Annotated in this window: 10 protein-coding genes; 4 read left to right on the top strand and 6 right to left on the bottom strand. The window is 62.3% G+C overall.

Features of this window, described 5'->3' with window-relative positions:
- Positions 1-9 precede the first annotated feature (9 nt).
- Together FLP30_RS03885 and FLP30_RS03880 are read right to left on the bottom strand one after the other, a co-directional pair.
- A complete protein-coding gene (locus FLP30_RS03885; RefSeq protein ID WP_149278669.1) occupies positions 10-1,599 on the bottom strand; it encodes a 2-isopropylmalate synthase in 1,590 nt (529 codons plus the stop codon).
- A 358-nt stretch (positions 1,600-1,957) separates the two neighbouring features.
- Positions 1,958-3,007 carry a COX15/CtaA family protein gene (locus tag FLP30_RS03880; RefSeq protein WP_149280200.1) on the bottom strand — a complete coding sequence of 350 codons (1,050 nt, stop codon included), beginning with the start codon at positions 3,005-3,007 and terminating at the stop codon, positions 1,958-1,960.
- A gap of 53 nt (positions 3,008-3,060) precedes the next feature.
- Here FLP30_RS03880 and FLP30_RS03875 point away from each other — a divergent pair, with 53 nt between their 5' ends.
- The 4 genes from FLP30_RS03875 (at position 3,061) to FLP30_RS03860 (ending at position 9,437) form a co-directional block, all read left to right on the top strand.
- Positions 3,061-3,807, top strand: coding sequence for a TVP38/TMEM64 family protein (locus tag FLP30_RS03875; RefSeq protein WP_246856586.1), 747 nt, complete (start codon positions 3,061-3,063; stop codon positions 3,805-3,807).
- Positions 3,808-3,970: 163 nt separating this feature from the next.
- Entirely contained in the window at positions 3,971-6,226 is a 2,256-nt protein-coding gene (locus FLP30_RS03870; RefSeq protein WP_149278668.1) for an ATP-binding protein, read from the top strand.
- A 289-nt stretch (positions 6,227-6,515) separates the two neighbouring features.
- On the top strand, positions 6,516-7,052 hold the full coding sequence (locus FLP30_RS03865; protein WP_149278667.1) for an adenine phosphoribosyltransferase: 537 nt from the start codon (positions 6,516-6,518) through the stop codon (positions 7,050-7,052).
- Positions 7,053-7,202: 150 nt separating this feature from the next.
- Positions 7,203-9,437 carry an FUSC family protein gene (locus tag FLP30_RS03860; RefSeq protein ID WP_149278666.1) on the top strand — a complete coding sequence of 745 codons (2,235 nt, stop codon included), beginning with the start codon at positions 7,203-7,205 and terminating at the stop codon, positions 9,435-9,437.
- Positions 9,438-9,484: 47 nt separating this feature from the next.
- Here the strand turns inward: FLP30_RS03860 and FLP30_RS03855 are convergent, their stop codons facing one another.
- From FLP30_RS03855 to FLP30_RS03840, 4 genes are all read right to left on the bottom strand, one after another.
- Entirely contained in the window at positions 9,485-10,153 is a 669-nt protein-coding gene (locus FLP30_RS03855) for a uracil-DNA glycosylase family protein (RefSeq protein ID WP_149278665.1), read from the bottom strand.
- Between the two features lie 221 nt (positions 10,154-10,374).
- Entirely contained in the window at positions 10,375-11,793 is a 1,419-nt protein-coding gene (locus FLP30_RS03850; RefSeq protein ID WP_149278664.1) for a c-type cytochrome, read from the bottom strand.
- Positions 11,794-11,841: 48 nt separating this feature from the next.
- On the bottom strand, positions 11,842-14,073 hold the full coding sequence (locus FLP30_RS03845; protein WP_149278663.1) for a PQQ-dependent dehydrogenase, methanol/ethanol family: 2,232 nt from the start codon (positions 14,071-14,073) through the stop codon (positions 11,842-11,844).
- A gap of 202 nt (positions 14,074-14,275) precedes the next feature.
- Positions 14,276-14,845 (bottom strand): hypothetical protein, encoded by a 570-nt coding sequence (locus FLP30_RS03840; RefSeq protein WP_149278662.1) that lies wholly within the window; start codon positions 14,843-14,845, stop codon positions 14,276-14,278.
- Positions 14,846-14,856 lie beyond the last annotated feature (11 nt).

Raw genomic sequence — 14,856 nt, 5'->3', positions numbered from 1 at the left:
TGCTGTCTTTCAGGCGTTCAGGGCTTCCGGTTCGGTGCGGGCGCGCTTGACCAGCAGCTTGTTCAGCGCATGCACATAGGCGCGCACGGCTGAGACAACGGTATCGGCATCAGCGCCCTGACCGTCGACCAGCTTGCCTGCTTCTTCCAGCCTGACGGTAGTGCGGGCCTGGGCGTCGGTGCCTTCTGTCACGGCGGCGACCGAGAACAGCGCCAGCTTGGCGTCATGCGCGAAAGCGCGGCGCAGGGCGTTGAAGGCAGCATCCACCGGGCCGTTGCCCGTGGCGGTGGCGTGGGTGTCGTGCCCATCGACCGACAGGGTCAGCTGCACTTCCGACGGCTGGCCCGATACGGAGCTGACACTCATGTTCACAAAACGGATATGATCATGGTCGCGGGCTTCATCATCCACCAGGGCCACGATGTCGTCGTCGTAAACAACCTTTTTGCGGTCAGCCAGATCCTTGAAGCGGGTAAAGGCGTCATTCAGGCGGGCGTCGTCCATGTCCTCATAACCCAGAGCCTTCAGCTTGTCGCGGAAGGCGGCCCGGCCGGAATGCTTGCCCATCACCAGGGATGAGCGCGACCAGCCAACACTTTCGGGGGTCATGATTTCATAGGTGGCGGCGTTTTTCAGCACGCCATCCTGGTGGATACCGCTTTCATGGGCAAAGGCGTTGCGCCCGACAATGGCCTTGTTGGGCTGGACGTCAAAGCTGGTGATGGTGGCCAGCATGCGCGACACTTTCAGCAGCCCCTGGGTGTGGATACCCGTGGTGTAGGGGTACTGGTCGTGGCGGGTACGCAGCGCCATGACAATTTCTTCCAGCGCCGCATTGCCTGCGCGCTCGCCAATGCCGTTGATGGTGCATTCCACCTGCCGCGCCCCACCCCGGATGGAGGCCAGCGTGTTGGCCACGCCCAGCCCCAGGTCGTTATGGTTATGCGCCGAAAAAATGACCCGGTCCGCACCCGGCACGCGGGCGCGCAGCATGGAGAAAATCTGCTCCATATCTTCTGGCGTGGCATAGCCCACCGTGTCGGGAATGTTGATGGTGGTGGCACCGGCCTTGATGGCGGCCTCCACACAGCGGCACAGGAAGTCAGGCTCGGTGCGCGACCCGTCCTCGGCCGACCATTCCACGTCGTCCGTCAGGTTGCGGGCGGCGGTGTTCCCGGCGGTAATCAGGTCCAGAACGGTTTCCGGCTCCATCCGCAGCTTGTATTTCATGTGCAGCGGGGAGGTGGAGATGAAGTTGTGAATACGCTTGCGTTCCGCAGGGGCCAGTGCCTCACCCGCGGCGGCAATGTCCTTGGCCCCGCCGCTGCGCGCCAGCGCGCAGATGACAGCCCCACGGGTGTTGCGGGCAATCTGGTTGACGGATTCAAAGTCACCCTTCGAGGCCACGGGAAAACCCGCCTCGATCACATCCACACCCAGCGTTGCCAGGGCTTCGGCCATGCGCAGCTTTTCGGCCAGGTTCATGGAAAAACCGGGCGACTGCTCCCCATCACGCAGGGTGGTGTCGAAGATGATAATGCGTTCAGGCGTCATGACGCCAAAGGACGGATGGGTAAAGCTGGTCTGGTCAGCAGACATGGGAGTATTCCTGGATCATTCTGGTCCGGCACGGCGTGTGGGGTGGCCGTGCCATGGTCTGCCTGCCCCAAGGGGCGGGCGCTCTTTCATTGTCTTCCCCTGGGCGCAACGGCATAAGGCCGCCCGGATCGCTCAGGGGCAGGTAAGTCGAAGGAGAAGGTCCAGACGAAAGGCAACGCCGCCCACCAGCGCGGCTGTGCGGCGCGTTCTGGACTCGGGTGTTGCAGGGCGGCATATCATGCGCGGCATCATACAATCCTGACAGGCAAAGGCAACCACAAAACCGGCAGGCGTGAGGGGTAGCCCTGCCGTGGGGCGGAGTGCGGGGCATGGCCGCCACGGTGGGGCTTGGGCGTTTTCAGTCCGGGCTGTGCCGGGGGGTGCGCAGGCAGTGCAGCACATACAGCATGCAGCCCAGCAGCACGGCGGCAAAGGTTTGGTGGATGGCCCCGGCCCAGACAGGCACAACCAGCAGCAGCGTTGTAATGCCCAGTGCGTACTGGATAGCCACTGCCCAGCCCAGTAGCAGCAGAGCGTTACGGGCCTGCTCGCCCAGCCCGCGTGCGCGCAGGCCCACCAGTAGCACGGCACCAACGGACAGCACTGTCAGCGTGGCCAGCAGGCGGTGGTCAAACTGCACGGCGGCCCGGTTGGCAACCCAGTTCAGCCAGAACGGGGTCATGCGGGCATAGTCGGCAGGGATCAGCCGCCCATCCATCAGCGGGAAGGTATTGAACAGGAAGCCTGCGTGGGTGCCCGCCGTAAAGCCCCCGGCAATAATGGTCAGGCACAAAAGCCCCACAGCCACCCGCGCCAGCGGGCGCACCAGCCGTGTGGCCGCCGGGGCCGAGGCCACAGGGGTGGGCCAGCGGATGGAGAACGCAGTCCACAGGATGGCGGCATAGAGGGCAAGGGCAGCGCTCAGGTGCAGCACCAGCCGCACAGGCTCAACCGCCGTGCTGTTGGGCCGGAAGCCCGAGGCAACCATGAACCAGCCAATGGCCCCCTGTAGTGCGCCCAGCACAAAAAAGGCAAACAGCCGCACAGCCAGCGCACGGGTGATCATACCGCGCACGACAAACCACAGCAGGGGCACCAGCAGTACAAGGCCCATTAACCGACCCCAGAAGCGGTGGGTCCATTCCGCCCAGAAAATCCGCTGGAAGCCTTCCAGTCCAAAGCCTTCATGCTGGAGATGGTACTGGGGAATGGTCTGGTAGAGGGCAAACAGTCGCTCCCACTCCGCATGGGTCAGGGGGGGGATAATCCCGCTGACAGGCTGCCAGTCCATAATGGACAGGCCAGAGCCTGTCAGGCGCGTGACACCGCCAATGGCGATCATGCCCAGCAGCATGAAGCACAGCACAAACAGCCATGTTGAAATCAGGCGGCGGTGTGCGGGGGTCATGGAGGTATCGGGGGTAGGGGCTGGGGGCATGGCGGCCTTCTGGTCTTCCTGGGGTGGTGGCACGGGTTTACAGCCAGCTTGCCGGGCGCGGCAAGAAGATGGTACCAGCGCAGGGGATGGAACCTGCTTTTTCCCGCTATGCCCGCACTGCAACGGTGCTGATCCGCCCCCTGCTCATGCTGCTGGTGCTGGTGTTGGGCGCGCTATGGCTGCGCCATGTTCCTGCCCTGCAGCATGTGCTCGATGGTGCGGCAGAGGGGCGGCAGGGGTTTGCAGGCTGCATGCTCTTTCTGGCGGGGGCGACACTGTGGTGCGCCTTTGGTCTGCCCCGGCAGGTGGCCGGGTTTGCCGCAGGGCTTGCCTATGGTGTGCTGGGTGGGCTGGGGCTGATTACGGTGGCCTCCACACTCGGGTGTCTGGCGGGTTTTCTATGGGCCAGATGGGGTGGCCGAGACTGGGCGCAGCGGCAGTTGGGGGCACGTTTTGCCCGGTTGGATGGTTTTATGACTGCCCAGCCTTTTCTGAGTATTCTCACCCTGCGGTTGCTACCGGTGGGGTCTGCATTGTTGCTGAACTTGCTGGGCGGCCTGTCGGGCATGCGTGTGGCACCGTTTGTGATTGCTACCATCGTGGGCGCGCTGCCCCAGAACGCTATGACAGTATTGCTGGGTTCGGGCGTGCAGGTTGGTGCTGCGTGGCAGTATGTTCTGGGAGCCGGGTTGTTTGTGGTCTCTGGCGTGCTGGGCCTGTGGCTGTGGCGGCATGCCCGTATTGCCGCTGTGGCCGATCAGCCCCGTTAGAAACGGGGGGCGGGCAGGAGCTGGCGCTCTTGCGCGCCGTGGTGCAGGGGCTATCCTGCAGGTGACGCTGGCAGGGGGCCGTACCGGGTGGTAGGGCAGGTTCGGCTTATGGACCACGCGCGGCACGACCCCGCGTGGCGGATGGAAAAGGAGCGTGCCTGATATGCCACGGCATCCCGCAAGACGGGCCCATGTGCTGGCCCTTATCGGCGCAGGCCTGCTGATTGTGACCTTTGGTGCCATGGGCATCGAACTGGGTAATGAAATGGTCCGCCATGGTGATCTGGACCGCCAGAGCACGGCGGCAGGCAGTTACCTGCGTGGGCTGCACCATGCCACCAGCGATGCCCGCATATGCCACTATGCCTGGCTTGCACACCAGCAGAAGCCCGATGCCGCGTGCTATACGGAGGCCATCCACCAGCTTTCGGAAAGTCTGAGCGGGTTTGAGGCATTCCGCTCAGTGCAGATGCGTGAAAGCGGCGGGCGGGTTGAGCCTTTGGCCAATGTCCGCAAGCAGCTTGAAACCATAAGTGCCTGGCCGGTTGCTGTTGAGGGCATGCCTGACGGGGGCGAGCAGGTTCTGGCCAGTCTGGACCAGAACCTGTCCATGCTCAGCCGTGCCAGCACGATTGATCAGGCAGACCGCGTGGCCAACATGCTGCGTAATACAAGCTGGCAGCGCAGGCTTGGCCTGTTGGGGATTTTGACAGGTGTGTTCAGCCTTGTTTCGGCAGGCTGGGTGCTTGACCGGTCCTCCCTTGCCGCAGCACGGGCCGAGACCTCATCGCGCGATCTGGCCTTGCGACTGCGCGCCACACTGGACAGCCTGAGCCTTGGGGTTGCGGTGTTCGGGGCGGATGGCCGCCTGTGGCACTGGAACGAGCAACTGACTGCCGTGCTGGGGCTGGAAAAGAATTTCCTGCGTACAGGCCTGCCTTACAATGCCCTGAGTGCCGTGCTGGTGGTGGATGGCATGCCCATGCTGGAACCGCTGGAACATGTTGAGGCCAGCCTGGCCCGCCAGCAGCCCGACCCGCCCGTGGTGGTGGAATGCAAGGGCACCAACGGGGCTGATCTGGAACTGTGCCGCACGGTCTTTTTTGCCCCCGATGGTGCCGCCGAGCAGCGGGGCTTTGTGCTGACAGCGGCCGATATTACCATGCGCCTGCGCAGTGAGCGCGCGCTGGGTGAGGCGCAGAAGCTGCGCGCTCTGGGCCAGTTGACCGCAGGGATCGCGCATGACTTTAAAAACCTGCTGACGGTTATTCTGGGTAATCTTGAACTGGCAGCAGAGCATGACCAGCCCGAACAGGTGGCCCAGCGGCAGGATTATCTGTCCGCTGCCGCCCATGCGGGCCATCGGTCCGAGGCGCTGACAGGGCAGTTGCTGTCCTTTATGCGCCGGCAGAGTGGGGAGCCGGGTTGCCTGCGCCTGTCCGACCTGTTCTCCTTCCTCGGCGGGTTGCTGGGCCGTGTGATCGGCCCGCGCATTGTGGTGGATTGCGAATCCGTAGGGGAGGTCTGGCCTGTCCGGGCAGACCCGGCACAGCTTGAAAGTGCGGTGCTCAATCTGGCCATTAATGCGCGTGACGCCATGCCGTCGGGCGGGCGGCTGCGGATCACGGCGCGCAATGTCACCTTTTCCGTCAATGCGGATCTGATGAGCCTGCCGGTGGAGGAAGGGCGCGCCATGCGTGTGGTGTCCGACCCGGCCCCTCTGCCTGCGGGGGACTGGGTGCGGCTGGATGTCATAGACAGCGGCAGCGGCATGACGCGGGACGTGCTGGCCCGCCTGTTTGAGCCGTTTTTTACCACCAAGCGGGAAGGGGCAGGCACAGGGCTGGGCATGGCCATGGTGCTGGCGTTTTCTCAACAGGTGCAGGGGCGTGTTGTGGTGGCCACGGGCCGGGCCAGCGGGACGGAAGTCTCCCTATGGCTCCCCCGTGCTGCGGCCGAGGCCAGGGTGGAAACCCCGGCCCTTGCGGTGCCGACACGGCAGGAGGCCCCCACCCCGCCCCGCAAACCGCACGAGCGCAGTTTGCAGGTGCTGGTGGTGGAGGATGACGCTGCCATCCGCGATATCGTTGTGACCATTCTGAGCATGAGCGGCCACAAGGTGCTGGAGGCAGGAGATGGTGAACAGGCCTTTGACGTGGCCGCCGGGATGGAAGGTACGCTGGATCTGCTGGTGACCGATATCCAGCTTCCCGGCCCGCTGGACGGCATAACCCTGTCGCGTGTGGTGCTTGAGCGTTATCCGGGTGCGGCTGTGGTCTATATGTCGGGTGATCTAACAGCGGATTCCCAGCCACCTCCGGGCAGTGTGGCCAATGCCTGCCTGCTGGCCAAGCCCTTCCGCCGTGATGGGTTGATGGAGGCTGTCACCATGGCCCTTGGTGCGCGGGCGGCGAGCTAAGGGGTGCAGTTTTCAAAAAACGGTCAAGTCCGCCGGGTGGGGTGTCCGAGAGGCACGTTTTGCCCTGTAAGCTGGCCATAATGCTGGTTTTTTCTGTTGCATCCGGGGGCGGGCACAGTCCCCTTGCCAAAGGGGCAGCCCTTGCGGAACCTGCACGCGCGGGATAGAGCGGGCCGTTTGCCAAGCCAACAGGCATGTTTTCCGGCAGGACAAAGGGTGCGGGGGAACGAACGGCAAGGGTGCAACATGTCCGCCAGCAGGCGGCGCAGACAGAAGGACCGCGCAGGCCATGACGGCACGCCAGGAGATCGACCTCAAGCATTACATCCGCCACATTCCCGACTTTCCCAAGCCGGGTATTCTTTTTTACGATATTTCCACACTGATGCGGAACCCGGATGCCTGGCAGATGGCCATGGGGCGTCTGGCCCGGCAGGTAGCCCCCTTCAAGCCCGATATTCTGGCAGCGGTGGAATCACGCGGGTTTCTGACAGCCGCCCCTCTGGCTGACCGGCTGGGCTGCGGCATGCTGATGCTGCGTAAGCGTGGCAAGCTACCGGGCAAGACCGTGTCCCACACCTATGATCTGGAATACGGCTCCGATACGCTGGAAATCCAGCATGATGCGGTGCAGCCCGGCCAGCGCGTGGTGATTATGGATGACCTGCTGGCAACCGGCGGCACTCTGGCTGCCTCTGCCACCCTGTTGCAGAAGGCCGGGGCCGACGTTGTTGCAGCCTCTGTTCTGGTGGAACTGACCGGCCTTGGCGGCCGCGCCCGCCTGGGCGATATCCCCGTCACCACCCTGCTGTCCTACGACGAGTAAGCCCATCCTTCTGGCCTGTGTCTGCCCAAGTGGGCACAGGCCAGAACGCAGGACAGCTTGTACAAGCTGTGAATACGCTTTTCCGATCCCATAGGGTAAGAAAAACGGCATGGCAGCATTACCGAACAGCACAGTCACGCAGGGTGCGGCATGAAAAGCGCCGCGGTGTCCACCCGCAGGCTTTTTCAGTCCATCGGGGAAATTATCCGACAGGCCCTGATGGGCGAAGGCCCGCCCCGCCAGATGGACCATTTGCGCTGGCTGTTTGCCCCAGGGCTTCTGCCCTTCGGATATGCGCTGCGGACAACCATTTCCTCGCTTATTGCCCTTGGGATCGCCCTGTGGTGGCAGCTCGGCAGCCCGCAGTGGGCCGCGCTGACAGTGTGGATGGTGGCGCAGGGTACGCGGGGCAAATCCATCGCCAAGGCGCGGTGGCATATGTTTGGCATGGTGGTGGGGACAATCTGTGCCCTTGTGCTGGTGGGCACCATGCCACAGTCGCCCCTGCTGTATATTTTCTGGGTGGCGGCCGGTATCGGCTTTTTCTGCTTTGTAGGTACGCTGCTGCCCGGCCCGGCGGCCATGACCAATTACCGTATTCACGGCATGCGAGCATCGGGGTTTACCTATGTCATCATCGCGCTGGATGGTGCGGCCGCTCCGGACAATATTTTCCAGATTGCCATGGCACGCGCCACCTACATCACGCTTGGGATTGTGGTGGAAACAACCGTGTCCTCCCTGTTCCAGTACCAGTTGGGTGCCCGGGCACGGGGGCGGTTGTCCACCAATTTTGTGCAGGCTCTGAGGGGGGCCATTCCTGCACTGACACGCCTGCTGTCGGGGGACAGGGAGGCCATAGCCTCGTCCCCCACCGTGTTTTCCACCATTGTGGCGCTGAGCGACCAGGTGGAATTTGCCGAAATTGAAATGGGGCAGCGCCAGCACGAAGGCGATCACGCCCGTGCCGCCCTTGCGGCCATAACGGTGCTGATGTCACGCGGGCTGGACCTTGGCGCATTGGTGGATGTGCCCCAGAGTCATGGCCCGGAGTATGAAAACATAGCCGGACAGGTCAAAGCCTTTTTGCAAACCCTACCTGCCCGGCTGGAGGGGGACAGCCCAGTTGCCCCGGTTCTGGCTGACCTGACCAGCCTGCGCGCCACCTGTCGGCAGTTTGCCGCCACCTGCCTGGAGCAGGAGATGGTGCTGGCCACCAGCCCGCCGGTTGATCTGACGCAGGAGGCTATTATTTCCCGGCAGGGGCAGATCCTGCACAAGCTTGTCGGCCTGCTGGACGAATTGCAGCAGGCCATTGACCAGTTTGAAATGAGCCGTAACCCCCAGCCCCATGATTCCTTTCGCTATCCCATGCGTTCGTACCGGGACTGGCGACTGGCGTTTCTCAACAGCTTGCGGGCTTCGGTTACCATTTTCTTCGCCGGGGTTATCTGGATCACGACAGGCTGGCCCGACGGGCTGACCTTCATGATGTTTGCCTCCATTGTCTGCGCGCTGTTTTCCACGCTGGATCAGCCCGCCTTGGCCACACAGGCGTTTCTGCGCGGGACAGTGTGGTGCATTGGCGTGTGCTGTGTGTTTGACCTGTGGGTGGTGGCAAACCCCACGGTTTATGAAATGCTGGCCCTCTGTTTAAGCCTGCCCATGCTGGTGGGTGGGCTGGCCTTTGCCTGGCCACCACTGGCCCTGGCGGCGGTGGCGTATAACCTGTTTATGCCCATTCTGATCGGTCCGGATAATCAGGCCCGGATGAATGAGCTCATGTTCTTCAACACCGCCATGCCGCTCTTTCTGGCCATGGTGTTCTGTGTGTGGATGTATCGGGTTTTCCTGCCCAATGACCCCGCGGCTCTGCGGTGGGACATCCGCGTGGATATTCTGCGCCGCCTGCGCCTGCTGGCCCGGCAGCACAGGTTGCCCCCCATGTCCGATGTGATTGGTCGTAACGTGGAAGGCTTTGTGCGCCTGACCACCATGGCGGGGGATACAGCCGACACCCATGTTCTGACCCAGTATCTGGTCGGGGTGCTGTCGGGCATGACGATAGAGATTAACCTGCTGCGGCTGCGCGATATTCTGGCCAGAGGCGTCCTGCCTGACGAGGCCGAGCGTGCTGTCTGGGCCATGATGCACCGCATGCAGCGGTTTACCGGGCGTTATGGCGGGCAGTATGGGCGCACTGCCCGCGCAACGGGCTTGGCCGTGCAGCATCTGGCATTGCTGGAAGGGACAGAAACCAACCTGTCCGTGCGTGAGGAAATGCTGCGGGCGCTGGCAAGCCTGCGGGTGATCGAGGCAGAACTGAACGGCAACCGGGCTTTCTTTGACGCGTCCTCCCCCTATCTCGACAAAGCCTTCTCCTGACGGAGGGGGCTGATGTCAAAGTCAGTCGGTTTTGAAGCCACACAGGTTTACAGCGTATGGGCGATGGCCTGCGGTGTTATTGGCCTACCCAGCGCGGTTGCGACTGCCTGCCGCAGGGCGGGAAGAACAGTCTGCCCGAATTCTGGCGTATGCCGCTCCCACTGTCCGGTCCGCCAGGAGGGATGGGGGAGGGGAAAATACCCCTGAGGCAGAAAATCCTGAAAATGTAGAGTGCGTTCAAACACGCTGCATTTGCCCAGCACATGGTTCTGGGAATAGGAGCCGACCAGCAGCGTCAGCCTGATGTCGGGCATATGGGCCAGCAGCGTCCTGCGCCATAGCCGGGCACAGAGTGGCGGCGGTGGCCTGTCGCCCCCTTTGGGCAGCACGCCAGGATAGCAGAAGGCCATGGGCACCAGCGCGACAAGTCCTGAATCGTAGAATGTTGCGTGGTCCATGCCCAGCCAGCCTCGCAGGCGCTCGCCCGAGGCATCGTTGAAGGAAATGCCGGTTTCATGCACGCGCCGTCCGGGGGCCTGGCCTGCAATAAGCAGCCGTGCCTGTGGGAAGGCATGCACAACAGGCCGTGGCCCTAAGGGCAGCTTTGCGGCGCAGGCCGTACAGGCCCCAATAGCGGCCAGCGTATCCGGCAGCGTGTTGTGTGCGGTCTGGGCTGTGTCCAGCGCCAGAGAGGGTTGAGGGGTCAGCAGAGGCATATCACCCAGTGATATGAGGAGCCGGGCTCCCCATCGCAATGCCTTGGCATGTGGGCCATAGGGCGGCGGGTTATGCCCGGCGGGTTTGTATGCGCCCAAGCCGCGTTCATCAGGGTGCAGGAGGGTATAAAAAAAGCACCGCAGCGATATACGCCACGGTGCTTTTTCGTGAGGGTGACCCTTCCCCGAAGGGAAGGGCCGGAGCAGGAAGAGGCAGGCTCTTACTGTTCGCTATCAACCCCGGTGTGGGTCTGCGGTGCAAACGTCCAGCCAGCGCCGTAAGGCTGCGGCCCAAACAGGCCCCAGGTTGCGGTCTGGGCGGTCGGGTTGTTCCAGCCAGCCACGGGGATCGGGTTGTGATCCAGGCGGAGCTTCTGGATGTCAGCAGCCGTTACGTTAGCCGGAGCCTTGTTACCCCAGGAGGTGCGGATGAAGTTGACAACATCCGCAATCTGCTGGTCGGACAGAGCTGTCTTGTAACCCGGCATGGCCACAGCGGACTGTGCCCAGTTGGTCGGCGGCAGGATGCCACCTTCGACAACAATGTGCGCGACAGAGGTCGCATTGTCGGTCACGACAACCGAGTTACCAGCCAGCGGCGGGAACATACGGCCCACGCCACCACCATCGTTACGGTGGCACATGGCGCACTGTTCAACATACACCTTGGCGCCCGGGTTGCCCGAGAAGTTGCCAGCATCCAGCGCCTGAGCGGTGGAGGCATCGTAGGTGTAGTCACCGCGTGAGGGCGGCACCGGCGGCAGAGCCTTCAGGTACTTGGAGATGGCGCGCAGGTCGTCATCCGTAAAGTACTGGGTGCTCCAGCCCACAACGTCGGCCATTGCGCCAAAGACGGCGGAGTGGTCGGTACGGCCGGACTTGAGGAAGTAGAACAGGTCATCTTCAGACCAGCGGCCGATACCTGCAACGGGGTCGTTGCGCAGGCTCGGGGCCACCCAGTTGTCGATGACACCGCCACCACCAAGGAAGTCAGGCCCGCCAGCGGCGTCCATGGCTTTTTCCTGCATGGCAAAGCCGCGCGGTGTATGGCACGCGCCGCAATGGCCAAGTCCTGTCACCAGGTATTCACCACGGGCGATCTCGGCATCGGTGCCGGGGGCCGGGGTAAAGGCCTTGGGTGCCGGTGCAAACAGCGAGCGCCAGATGGACAGCGGCCAACGCATGGACAGCGGCCAGGTGATGTCTTCAGCCCGGTTCTTTTCCGCCACCGGCTTCACGCCGTGCATGAAATACGCATACAGGGCTTTGGTATCTTCTGGCGTCATGCGCGAGAAGGCCGGGTAAGGCATGGCCGGATACAGCGAGCTGCCGTCCTTGCGAACCCCGCGACGCACTGCGTCGTCAAATTCCTGGAGCGTATAGGTCCCGATCCCGTAGGTGGGGTCGGGGGTGATGTTGGTCGAGTAGATGGTGCCGATCGGGGTCTTGATCGACAGGCCACCTGCAAATTTCTGACCGTTCAGGGCTGTGTGGCAGGCCACGCAGTCACCCAGACGCGCGATGTATTCACCGCGCTTGATCAGATCCTCTTCCGTTCCCTGGGCATGGGCCAGGGACGTGCCTGCCAGAAGCCCGACAGTGACCGCCCCGAGGGCGGCTTTTAGTCTTTTCATCATCATTTTTACCACTGTATCGCTTGTGTGCCGAATGACGTCATGACTGCCGGATTACTGCGGCGTGAGGCCAATGGTCGGGTTAGCCGGAATTTCAGAGCTGTTTTTCCGGGCGTCCACTTCGCGCTGGTAGGTTTCGTTAGCCCGTTTCAGAATGAACTGGCGGATATCTTCGATCTGCTTGGGGTTCATGCTGGTGTCGAAGCGGTCCATACCATAGGCGGTCAGCGCGCCACGGCCAGCAACGTTGTAGAACGCATCCTGATGGCGGATAGCGCCACTCCAGCGCAGGTCGGGCAGCACGCCAGCACCTTCAGCGTTGTCGCCATGGCAGGCGGCGCAGTAGGTCTGGAACAGGAAGTAACCGTTGTCGGTCACCTTGGTGTCATAGTTTGCGGGCGGCTTGACGGGCAGGAAGCCCTTGTCGTTCTGCGGGGGCAGAACAGCCTTGCCGTCGAGCGAGAACGCAATCACGCGGGAGTGGTTGACTGTCCAGCCAGACGTACGGGCAATACCACCGAGGAAGAACGGATAAATGCCACCCCAGCCCACTTCGACCGCGACATACTGCTTGCCGTTGGCCTTGTAGGTGATCGGCGGTGCAATGATACCGCTCTGGGCGTCGAACTTGAACAGGTCGGCACCGTTGGTTGCGTCGTAGGCGTGGAATTCACCATTGGCCAGCCCCTGGAACAGCAGGTCACCGCCGGTTGCCACAAGCCCACCATTCCACGGACCTTTGTGGTCCACGGTCCAGGCAGCCTGCTGCTTTTCAGGATCCCAGGCCACGATCATGCCCTTGAGGTCCTTCATGAAAGCCGTGCGGGCTTCAGCATTGTCGGGCAGGCCGACCTTGTTCATGTCCAGACCCAGGTTCCAGGAATCCGGGTGGGGTTTGAAGCCGCCAACCTGGTTCTTGTAAACAAAGGGAACCTGCTGGGCAGGAATGTAAACCAGGCCAGTCTTGGGGCTGTAAGCCATGGCAGCAAAGTTATGGCCACCCAGGTCACCCGGGATACCGTACCATTCCTTGCCGGTCAGCGGCCACAGGGCTTCAGGCTTGTAGATCGGGCGGCCTGACAGCGGATCCAGGCCATCGGCCCAGTTCATGTAGACGTAGTTCTTGCCCGAAATGAATTCGCCGGTCTTGGCGTCCAGAACGTAGAAGAAGCCGTTCTTGGGAGCATGGACGATCACGTGGCGCTTTTCACCGTTGACCGGCAGGTCAAGCGTCATGATCTGCTGGACGGAGGTGTAATCCCACTCGTCCATCGGGGTTTCCTGGAAGTGCCACACATATTCGCCGGTTTCGGGCTTCAGTGCGACAATGCTGCCAAGGAACAGGTTGCTGCCCATGCCGTCGGAGCGGTACTTGTAGTTCCAGGGGGAGCCGTTACCCACTGCCAGGTAAACCAGATCGGCCACCGGGTCATAGACGAGGGAGTCCCACACGGTACCGCCGCCGCCCTGACGCACCCATGCGCCATCGGGGCTCCAGGTCCGGTAGGCCTTGGTCATCAGCGCCTTGTCGGACGCAGCATGATCAGGCTCGTTCTTGCTGTTGGGGACGGTGTAGAAGCGCCATTTCAGCTTGCCGGTTTCCGCATCGAAGGCAGAAACAAAGCCGCGGGCACCAAATTCTGCACCGCCGTTGCCGATCATGACCATACCCTTGGCCACGCGCACAGCGCCGTCCACGGTATAGGACCGCTGCTTGCCCAGCGAGGCTTCGGCCGGAATGGTGTTAACTTCCCAGACCTTCTTGCCGGTCTTGGCGTCCAGCGCCACAAGGCGGCCGTCAAACGTGCCGAAGAAGACCTTGCCGTTCCAGTAGCCCGGACCACGGTTGACCGTGTCACAGCAGCCCTTGTCGGCAATGTTGCCCGGTACCTTGGGGTCATATTCCCACAGCAGCTTGCCGGTTGCTGCGTCCAGGGCTTTCATCTTGGACCAGTTGGTCGTGGCGTAGAGGATGCCGTCCACCACCAGGGGCGTGCCTTCCTGGCCACGGTTGGTATCCAGGTCGAAATACCAGGCCAGCTTCAGGTTGCCGACGTTGGAGCGGTTGATCTCATCCAGCGGGCTGTAGCGCTGTTCCGTATAGGTGCGACCGTATGAGAGCCAGTTTTCGGAGTGCTCATCCGCGTGGATGATGGCGTCTCCCGTGTCACCCTGGCTGGCGGCATGGGCAGAGACTGCCATGTACGGCGAAGCAGCAGCGCAGATGGTTCCAGCCGCGAGAATTCCTAGCAGCGAATGTCTCTTGGCGGAGGCGGGGCGGGTCATGCGTTCATGTCCTCGACTAGTATTTGGTGAGGAAAGGATAGAGCCGGCGGGCCGGTTTCCTCACACATGAGCCAAGGCCCGCGCAGGATGTCAATCACGTCGCATGAATAGCAGTTGCCTTCTACGTGGATAATTTGCAGTTCTTACAGCGTGATAGTGGGGGCGTATGACCTCACGAAACCGCGCGCACGGAGCTTTCCGGTCAGGTCTGGAAGGGGTCTTCCAGAGGGGGTGGAACCGCCGTGAAAGGGTATTCTGCCTCGACCCTCAGGGGGTGCGTGTCACGGTTTTTTCCAGCACTGAACACGGTGAATGCGTAGACTTCTTCCGTTTGCCGGTAGCCCTGATGGTGGATGTTCAACCACAGGCTGACCTCCTCCGGGGGGGCGTCCGATACCTCTGCCAGAGGGATGCCAAAGGGGGGGGAGGGGCGTGTGGGGGACAGTCCGGCACGCTGTGCCGCATGGTAGATTTTCACGGAAAGGTGATCCATCCCCGGGGCGTCAACCACGGCCTGGAGAAAGATTCGGTGCCGATGTTCAACGATATCGTACCCACGCTGGCGGATCTCAACAGGTCCGGGCAGGTGGATGGACTGGAACATCTGGTCCATTTCCTCCAGCTCCCCTGAAGTGGGAACATTTCCCAGCGAGACAAGGGGCAAATGCAGAGATGGCACCGGATGCCACGATCGGGTGGGAAACAGCCCGGTCGTTGTCTGATAGAAGGCGAGCATGTCGGGCGGGAGGGAAATGCCGGCAATCAGGAACATGGTGGTGTATC

The sequence above is a fragment of the Acetobacter vaccinii genome, from assembly GCF_008365315.1.
GTDB lineage: Bacteria > Pseudomonadota > Alphaproteobacteria > Acetobacterales > Acetobacteraceae > Acetobacter > Acetobacter vaccinii.
Note: the sequence above shows the minus strand (reverse complement) of the source record. Positions and strands in the feature narration are given on the sequence as shown.

Excerpts from the sequence above, each read along its gene's own strand:
- FLP30_RS03850 (WP_149278664.1), bottom strand. The coding sequence starts at position 11,793 with ATGATGATGAAAAGACTAAAAGCCGCCCTCGGGGCGGTCACTGTCGGG.
- FLP30_RS03840 (WP_149278662.1), bottom strand. The coding sequence starts at position 14,845 with ATGTTCCTGATTGCCGGCATTTCCCTCCCGCCCGACATGCTCGCCTTC.
- FLP30_RS03855 (WP_149278665.1), bottom strand. The coding sequence starts at position 10,153 with ATGCCTCTGCTGACCCCTCAACCCTCTCTGGCGCTGGACACAGCCCAG.
- FLP30_RS03860 (WP_149278666.1), top strand. The coding sequence starts at position 7,203 with ATGAAAAGCGCCGCGGTGTCCACCCGCAGGCTTTTTCAGTCCATCGGG.
- FLP30_RS03870 (WP_149278668.1), top strand. The coding sequence starts at position 3,971 with ATGCCACGGCATCCCGCAAGACGGGCCCATGTGCTGGCCCTTATCGGC.
- FLP30_RS03865 (WP_149278667.1), top strand. The coding sequence starts at position 6,516 with ATGACGGCACGCCAGGAGATCGACCTCAAGCATTACATCCGCCACATT.
- FLP30_RS03880 (WP_149280200.1), bottom strand. The coding sequence starts at position 3,007 with ATGACCCCCGCACACCGCCGCCTGATTTCAACATGGCTGTTTGTGCTG.
- FLP30_RS03845 (WP_149278663.1), bottom strand. The coding sequence starts at position 14,073 with ATGACCCGCCCCGCCTCCGCCAAGAGACATTCGCTGCTAGGAATTCTC.
- FLP30_RS03885 (WP_149278669.1), bottom strand. The coding sequence starts at position 1,599 with ATGTCTGCTGACCAGACCAGCTTTACCCATCCGTCCTTTGGCGTCATG.